The sequence below is a fragment of the bacterium genome, from assembly GCA_018814885.1.
Taxonomy (GTDB): domain Bacteria; phylum Krumholzibacteriota; class Krumholzibacteriia; order LZORAL124-64-63; family LZORAL124-64-63; genus JAHIYU01.
Window position 1 is genome coordinate 1 of the sequence record JAHIYU010000125.1, and the last position, 7,727, is coordinate 7,727.

Consider the following 7,727-nt stretch of genomic DNA (forward strand, 5'->3'; position numbering starts at 1 on the left):
GCCGGAACGCGCGGCGCGACGGTTGGCGGCGCTGGGCCTGGCACTCGCGGCGGCGGGCCACCTCTGGAGCCTGCGCCTGCCGGCGGTCAAGGAACTGTGGACGGGATCCTACGCGCTGATCACGGCGGGCTGGGCGCTGCTGGCGCTCGCGGTCTGTCTTCGACTGATCGACGGACTCGGCTGGCGGCGCGGCCTGTCCCCCCTGAAGCTCCTGGGCCGCCGGGCGCTGACGGCCTTCGTGGCCGCGCACCTGATCTCGGACGTAGCCATCCTGGTCGTGCGCTGGTCGGACGGGGCCGGGGGCACGATCTCGCTGCACCACTTCGTCCGGCGCCACCTGTTCGACGGCTGGTTGTCGCCGGAGGCCGCGTCCCTGGCACAGTCCCTGGGCTTGCTGGCGGTGATCGTGGCGACGCTGGCGGTGATGCGGCGGCGGGATCGCCCCCGCCGCTTGACGGGACACGCCCCGGCTGCCAAGCTGGAGACCAGGCGGGAGAACCACGCGTGACGCCATCGAAATACTTCAATCCCAGGCGATAGATCTTCGGCAGGCCCCGTCGCAATCCGCTCGTTCGCCTGTTGGCGGATCAATGCGCGAAGGTCACCCTGGCCTTCGACAACAACGACTATTACATGTACCGCAACGGCGAGAGCATGGTCGTCGGCCGCCTGGCGGGGACCCTGTGGTCCGGATGCCGGCCCGTGGTGTTCGACGCCGGCGCCAACGACGGCGAGTGGTCGCTGATGGTCCTCGCGACGAAGCGAGGGATCGACCTGCACGTCTTCGAGATAGTTCCCGACACCTACCGGATTCTCCAGCGCAACCTGCGCGAATACCTCGACGGCGGGGCCGGCATCGTCCTCAACGAGATCGGGTTGTGCAGCGACGAGAGGGAGATCGAGGTCTGGTCGAGCTACGGGTCCAACTCGGCCGGTGTGATGCCGCATCCCGATGCGCGGGACAACGCATGCATCACGGCAAGAGTGACCACCGGCGACGCCTACCTCGCGGCCAGTGGCGTGGAAAAGATAGACTATCTCAAGATCGACGTCGAAGGCGCCGGGTACAACGTCCTGCGGGGTTTCGCGGGCGCCCTGGCCGGGGGCCGGATCGCCATGCTCCAGTTCGAGTACGGACCCTACGCCACGGCCCTGGAGACCCTGCGGCCGGGCAACTTCCCGGCCGTCGCGCCCGGCATCGAGAATCCTTTCCTGCGCTGAGCGATATCTCGAGCGAATTCGATATCGCCGGCGACCGGGGGGATCGGCCCAAGACCAGAACGACCCGCGCGCCCGCGGCGGCGGCCGACCAGGAGATCTACAGCGGCGACGGGTGAATGACGACTGTCATATTCTGCTTCCAGGAGCGTGGCGCGTTCTGTATGCTTCGAGAGCGTTTCCCCGTCCGTCACGTCCGTGGTTTCGCCGGACAGAGCGTCCGTCGGCGCGATAGTGACTCCATCCTCATTTGACGCATGGAACGGGACCAAGTCCATGGCGACCGGAGCCAAGACCGTTCGTTGGCGCATCCTGATCTGGTTGTTGCCGCTGCAGGTACTGATCTTCGCCGGTTACGAGGTCTGGCTGGAAAGCCGCCTCACTGAGGCTGCGGGGTCGGCAGATCCGGTCCTCGTCCACGAGAGCCTGCAACCGCTCGGCGGACAGGTGCGGACGATCCGGATCGCGACGGCCGCCCTCTGCGCGATCGTGCTCCTGTCGACCGCGGTGACGATCCGGCTGCAGCTCGAGCGCCATCTGCGCCGTCCGCTGATGAAACTCCTGGCCAACGCCGAGGCGATCGGCTCCGGCGAGTCGCAGCGACCGATCGAAAGGCCCCGGCAGCCCGGGCTGGCCCTGCTCGCCGACTCCCTCAACCGTTCGGCGGAACGCATCGCGCAGCAGCAGCGCGAAATCCAGGAGAACGCGCGACTGGCCGGGGTCGGCCAGACGGTCGCCGGGCTGTCGCACACGTTGAAGAACGTGCTCAACGGTCTCCGCGCGGGCCAGTTCGTGCTCGACCGTGCCATGAAGACGGGCGACCAGGAGAAGCTGCGCAAGGGCCTGCGCGTAACGCGCAGCAGCGTCCATCGGATCGAGAGACTGATCTTCGACATGTTGAACTATGTCAAGGATCGCGACCCCAAACGCGAGCCTCTCGATCCCAACGACATCATCCGGAACGTCGTCGAAGAGCTGAAGCGCATGGCGGAAGGATGGGGCATCGAGCTGCGCGCCGACACGGACGACGGGGTCGGCCTCGTCGCGCTGGACCGCCTGGAGATCTACCGGGCGCTGGTCGACCTCGCGACCAACGCCATCGAGGCTTGCACGGAGGGCGGGACGGGCGACCTCGTCGTCCTGGGAAGCCGGGGCGCACCGGACGAGGTCGTGCTGACCGTGCAGGACAACGGCGTCGGCATGACGCAAGAGGTGCTGGCGAGCCTCTATACCCGTTTCGTGTCCACCAAGGCGACCGGCGGAACAGGCCTGGGCATGGTGGTGGTCAGGAAGATCGTGGACGAGCACGGAGGCACCATCGAGGTCGATTCGGCTCCCGGCGAGGGGACGACCTTCCGCATCCACCTGCCGAGAACCGGCGGGGATGGATCCGACGAGCCGTGATGTGCTATCATGGCGGCAAGGAGGGAGTGAGATGCTCGAAGAGAAGGACGTCCTGATCGTCGACGACAGCGAGGAATGCGTCATCTATCTGACGGAGATCCTCGAGGAAATGGGATGCCCCTACCGCGTCGCCCGCAACGGCAAGGAGGGGATGCAGGCGGTGCGGGACAAGAGGCCTGACCTGGTCCTCCTCGACCTCATGATGCCCCAGAAAGGCGGCATCGCCGTGTACCAGGAGATGAAGCGGGACCCGGAACTGGAGAAGGTCCCCATCTTCATCATCACCGGCGCCTCGGAAGCCACCGGCGTGGATATGATATCCGGCGAGCCGCTGCCCACGGAGAGCTACGGAGACGATTTCACGCGGCGCTTCGGCGTCAAGGTCCACGGGCAACTGAAGAGCCTCGCCCCGGATGTGTTCATCGAGAAGCCCATCGACCACGAGGACGTCGCGCGGAGGATCAAGGACGTGCTTTCTTGACGGGGTCGGCGAGGGGGCGGATCCGGGATAATCGAGAGGCTCCCTGGGATTGCAGCACCATCGACATACCCGACTCGAACCGGCCATCCGGCCGGTCTTTCTTTATTGGCCAGAGCCGTCGCGGGATTTCGCGAACAAAATAATCGGCCCGCCGAGTGGGGCGCGCAGCGGAAAGAAATCTGAGGAATCACGTACGCCAATCGTCACCCGGCATGATACGGCGCATGAACTCGTCGAATATCGGAACCGTGAATGCAGTGTCGCCGTGGCTTGGGCTCCAGATCATACCCTTCTTGATCAAGTTGCTGCGCGTCGGAGCAACGGACTGCACCTCACGACTCAGTGCACGGGCGATATCGCCCGAGCGATGCGGCCCGGAGCCGAGTTCAGCCATGGCCCGAAGATAGGTCTTCTCGGATGGAGTCAGGCGGTCGATGCGAACTCGGAAGAAGCTCTCATCAAGCGCCGCAACCGCGGTTTGAGTCGCGGCCCCGACATCGGCCAAAGATATGGGCGACTCGCTCGCCACTTCCCAGCAGTGCTTCCCCCACTCCTGCAGAAAATAGGGATAACCCTGCGTTCGTCCGATTATCCGACTCAGTGCACCGGGATCGAACTCGACGCCTTCGCGGCGCGCAGGTGCCACTAAGGCCACCTCGGCATCCTCGGCCGACAGCGGACCGATCGTCACGAAGTCGAACAATCGCTCGGCATAGGACTTGGCCCGACCGAATTGACCCGGAAGCTGAGGCAGTCCCGCTCCGATGAGGACGATCGGCAATTGTCGTTGCGCGGCTCGGTGAAGAGCGGTGATGAGAGCGGCCAGTTCCTGTTCCTCGACGTACTGCATTTCGTCGATGAACATCGCCAGGACAGTATCGATTTGAGCTGCAGCTTCACCAACGACCTCGAGGAGCGCCTGGAGATCATGCTCCAGATCACCATTATCGGCCAGTCCGGGCTCTGGTTCGTAATCCAGACCGACTTCTATGTCGTTGTATCTGACCTTCAGTGCGTTGGCGAAGCCCGCGAGTCCACGCAATGCTCGGCGGGCCAGATCGCGAGCCTGCTCGTTGCGCGATAGCCGGAGGAGGGCTAGGCGCAGTTGCGGTGCGAGCATGGCCGGAAGCGATCTCGACTCCGGGGCTTCGACCCGCATGGTATGTATGTCCGCCGTTTCGGCGTCGTTGCGCAATCGATCGAGCAGAACGGTCTTCCCGACACCGCGTAGGCCTACCATCAGGACGCTCTTCGTTGGACGGCGAGCCCTGATCCGCTCCAGGACGATTCGAACCTTTTCGCGAAACTCATCTCGGCCAGCAAGTTCCGGCGGCGGTGTGCCCGCGCCCGGGGCATAGGGATTTCTGATCGGGTCCATGGCGGGAATATAGCAATCTTAGCTTGGTTTAGTCAAGGGCGCTAAACTCGCTAATTTCGCTCAAACCAATTGGCATGTGGTTTTGTTTATCCGTTCGCCTTGAAATTTTGAGAATTTATGCGACCGAACTGCATACTGTCCATTATGTTCAACTTCCGCCTTGGCATCTTGCTCGCAGCTCTTCGATCCCGCCAGGCCTTGATCCATGAGAAGGTAGCCCGTCGCCACTAGATCGAGGTCATGCAGCGATCGCCAAACGACCCCCGGGTGGGACGCACCGAGAACTCGTTCCTGAGATAGAGTTGAGATTCGACATCAAAACCGCAGGGTCATATAACCCGTCGAAACAGTGCGGACGGATAACCAGAAGGCACAAGCTCGCCAAGCGGGACGCGAAAACCCCCTACCCCAACCCCTCCTTCTCGATCCCCATCGCGCTCATGCGGTAGGAGAGCGTCGTCGGCTTCAGCCCCAGCAGCTCCGCGGCGCCACCCGGCCCGGACACCTTCCAGCCGGTCCGCTCCAGCGCGGCGAAGATGTTGTCGCGTTCGAGCTTCCGGACGTCCGCGTCGGTGAGGATGGCCGCGCCGCCGCCGGGCGCGGAGATCCCGTTGAACTCCCCGCCGTCCGCGCCGTGCAACGAGGGCAGGTCGAGCCGCAGCTCGTCGGAACTGGAGATGATGGCCGCGCGCTCCATCACGTTCTGCAGCTCGCGCACGTTGCCGTGCCACGGATAGGATTCGAGCAGCACGAGGTGGCGCATGGTCAGCTCGGGGGCCTTCATGCCCAGCTTGCGGCAGGCGCGCTCCAGGAAGTGCATGGCCAGCGGTGCCACGTCCTCGATCCGGTCGCGCAGGGGCGGGATCCGGATGGGGTAGACCGCCAGGCGGTAGTAGAGGTCCTGGCGGAAGCGGCCCGCGGCGACCTCGCCCTTGAGGTTGCGGTTGCTGGCGGCCAGTATGCGCACGTCGACCCTGCGGGTCTTCTCGTCGCCTACGGGCTCGAACTCCCCTTCCTGCAGCACGCGCAACAGCTTCGTCTGCAACGCCAGCGGGATCTCGCTCACCTCGTCAAGAAAGAGCGTGCCCTTGTCCGCCAGGGCGAAGCGGCCGACCCGATCGCGCACCGCACCCGTGAACGAACCCTTCACGTGGCCGAACAGCTCGCTCTCGAACAGGTCGTAGGGGATCGAGGCGCAGTTGAGCGAGATCAGCGGGCGTTCCTTGCGGCGGCTCTTGTCGTGGATGGAGCGGACCACCAGCTCCTTGCCGGTGCCCGACTCGCCGGTGACGAGCACGTTCACATCGGTCTCGGCTACGCGGTCGATCTCGTTGATCACCGCGTCCAGGGCGGCGCTGCGCCCCACGAACACCCCCTTCTCCTTGACCGGGTATATCTCCTCGCGCAGGTACTCGTTCTCGCGCTGCAGCTGACGGCGCAGCTCGTCCAGGGTGCGGTTGGCCTTCTGGAGCTCTTCGGTCCGCTCGGCCACGATCTCTTCCAGGCGCCGGCTGTGCTCTTCGTTCTGCGTGCGCAGGCGGCTCCGCTCGAGCACCCCCTCGATGGCGTGGGACAGGAACGACAGGTCCATCAGCGGCTTGACCAGGTAGTCCCAGGCGCCCAGGCGCAGGGAGGACACGACATCGTCCAGGTCCTGGGTGCCGGAGATGACGATGACCGGCGCGTTCTTGCCCTCGCTCCGCATGCGCTCCAGTACCTCGAGCCCGGACATCCGGGGCATGCGCAGGTCCAGCAGGACGATGTCGGGACTGTCCCTGCCGATCGACGCCAGGCCCGCGCGGCCGCTGTCGGCCAGCAGCACACGGTAACCCTCGCGGTCGAGGTACTTGCCCATCATGTTCCGGACCATCTCGTCGTCATCGATGACCAGGATCGTCGATCGCTTGTTGCTGCCTCTTTCGTTCATGACAGGGACATCCTTTGCTCACCCCGTGTTCGATCTTCGTCCATCCCACGATAAACGGAAACCCGTGAATCATATAATCTTTTTACGGAAATCCGTAATCCGGAGACTCTTACAGGGTATCTGAAGAAATGTCATTTTCTTTTATTGCAACGTATTAATTGGTTTTCAAAAAAACTGGCACGGATCGTGGTCATATAGGATCCGACAGGTTTGAAGAACCCCAGATTGACGGAGTTCTGGATCATCATGGAACGTTGGGAACCGAACGACATGGACGACCGGATCCTGGTCATACACAACAATGACGAGATCGTCAGCCACAACACCATCAACCTCGTCTCCATGGGCTACAAGGTCCATTCGGTGGACGAGGAGAGCATGGGACTCAAGCTGCTTGCTGCGGATCCGACCGGCTGGTCGCTGGTGATCCTGAAGCAGCGCCCGAACAGCATCACGCACACCCAGAACGTCATCAACGCCGTGCTCGAGATCTCGCCGCATCTTCCGGTCGTCCTGGTCTCCAACCAGTCGCAACGCTTGGCCAAGGACCTCTTCACCGGCATCGCCACGATCATCGAATGGCCATACGACGCGCGACAGCTGGCCATGACGATCCAGACCGTGTTGCGCGGGCAGAAACGTCGGGCCGTCTGAGGGAGTATTCGGCCGCAGAACGCGGCCGCAGGAAAGTTCCGCTATAGCACGGGGGCCCAACCCCCTGGGACCGGCATCCTTGTCGGTCCTCTCCCTCCGGGGCCCCCGTGCCATCCTTCATCGCCGGCTCAACGCGGACATCCCACCACCACGCCGAAACGGCCCGCCCGTTCCCCCTCGCGACGGTAGCTCGGGAATCCCCGCCCGCAGATCGTGCAGCGGCCATCGACACGCACGGCTCCGGCCGCCGCGCCCGCCCGTTCCAGCGCGCTCCGGTTGGCCGCCCACAGGTCGAAATACAAGACGCCGCCGCGCGCCGCGAAGAACGCCGCCGCGTGGGCACCGAGATCTTCCAGGGCGGCCCGCCTGACCTCCTCGCCCACCCCGTAGCAACAGGGCCCGGCCGACGGGGCGATCGCGGCCCTCAGCGACGCCCCCTCGAGGCCGTCGGCCGCCATCGCCGCCAGCAGCCGCGGGGCGATCCCGGCCACCGTGGAACGCCACGAAGCGTGGGCCATGCCCCACACAGCCGAACCATCCTCGCGGCGGCCGGCCACCAGCAGGATCGGGCAGTCGGCGCTGCGGCCCATCACGCCCAGGCCCGGACGGTCGGTCCAGAGGGCGTCGGCCTCTCCCGCGCAGCCCGGCTCCATGACCCGCCGCAC

Annotated in this window: 8 protein-coding genes; 5 read left to right on the forward strand and 3 right to left on the reverse strand. The window is 64.6% G+C overall.

Features of this window, described 5'->3' with window-relative positions; genetic code table 11:
* The 4 genes from KJ554_08730 to KJ554_08745 form a co-directional block, all read left to right on the forward strand.
* The coding region (locus KJ554_08730) for a hypothetical protein (protein MBU0742416.1) at nucleotides 1-508 on the forward strand (508 nt) is incomplete at its 5' end.
* 71 nt (nucleotides 509-579) lie between these two features.
* Nucleotides 580-1,221: an FkbM family methyltransferase gene (locus KJ554_08735; GenBank protein MBU0742417.1), complete on the forward strand. Its 642-nt coding sequence runs from the start codon at nucleotides 580-582 to the stop codon at nucleotides 1,219-1,221.
* Nucleotides 1,222-1,494: 273 nt separating this feature from the next.
* Entirely contained in the window at nucleotides 1,495-2,622 is a 1,128-nt protein-coding gene (locus tag KJ554_08740) for a HAMP domain-containing histidine kinase (GenBank protein MBU0742418.1), read from the forward strand.
* Nucleotides 2,623-2,653: 31 nt separating this feature from the next.
* On the forward strand, nucleotides 2,654-3,103 hold the full coding sequence (locus tag KJ554_08745; protein ID MBU0742419.1) for a response regulator: 450 nt from the start codon (nucleotides 2,654-2,656) through the stop codon (nucleotides 3,101-3,103).
* 187 nt (nucleotides 3,104-3,290) lie between these two features.
* Here KJ554_08745 and KJ554_08750 read toward each other — a convergent pair whose 3' ends face one another.
* A complete protein-coding gene (locus KJ554_08750) occupies nucleotides 3,291-4,481 on the reverse strand; it encodes an ATP-binding protein (GenBank protein MBU0742420.1) in 1,191 nt (396 codons plus the stop codon).
* Nucleotides 4,482-4,884: 403 nt separating this feature from the next.
* Nucleotides 4,885-6,408, reverse strand: a complete 1,524-nt coding sequence (locus KJ554_08755; protein ID MBU0742421.1) for a sigma-54 dependent transcriptional regulator — start codon at nucleotides 6,406-6,408, stop codon at nucleotides 4,885-4,887.
* A 210-nt stretch (nucleotides 6,409-6,618) separates the two neighbouring features.
* Here KJ554_08755 and KJ554_08760 point away from each other — a divergent pair, with 210 nt between their 5' ends.
* Entirely contained in the window at nucleotides 6,619-7,062 is a 444-nt protein-coding gene (locus KJ554_08760) for a hypothetical protein (GenBank protein ID MBU0742422.1), read from the forward strand.
* A 128-nt stretch (nucleotides 7,063-7,190) separates the two neighbouring features.
* Here the strand turns inward: KJ554_08760 and KJ554_08765 are convergent.
* Nucleotides 7,191-7,727 (reverse strand): polyphenol oxidase family protein (locus KJ554_08765; GenBank protein MBU0742423.1); only part of this gene is annotated, 537 nt, incomplete at its 5' end.

Bases quoted from the DNA above. Each gene is read 5' to 3' on its own strand.
- KJ554_08750 (MBU0742420.1), bottom strand. From the start codon at position 4,481: ATGGACCCGATCAGAAATCCCTATGCCCCGGGCGCGGGCACACCGCCG.
- KJ554_08755 (MBU0742421.1), bottom strand. From the start codon at position 6,408: ATGAACGAAAGAGGCAGCAACAAGCGATCGACGATCCTGGTCATCGAT.
- KJ554_08745 (MBU0742419.1), top strand. From the start codon at position 2,654: ATGCTCGAAGAGAAGGACGTCCTGATCGTCGACGACAGCGAGGAATGC.
- KJ554_08740 (MBU0742418.1), top strand. From the start codon at position 1,495: ATGGCGACCGGAGCCAAGACCGTTCGTTGGCGCATCCTGATCTGGTTG.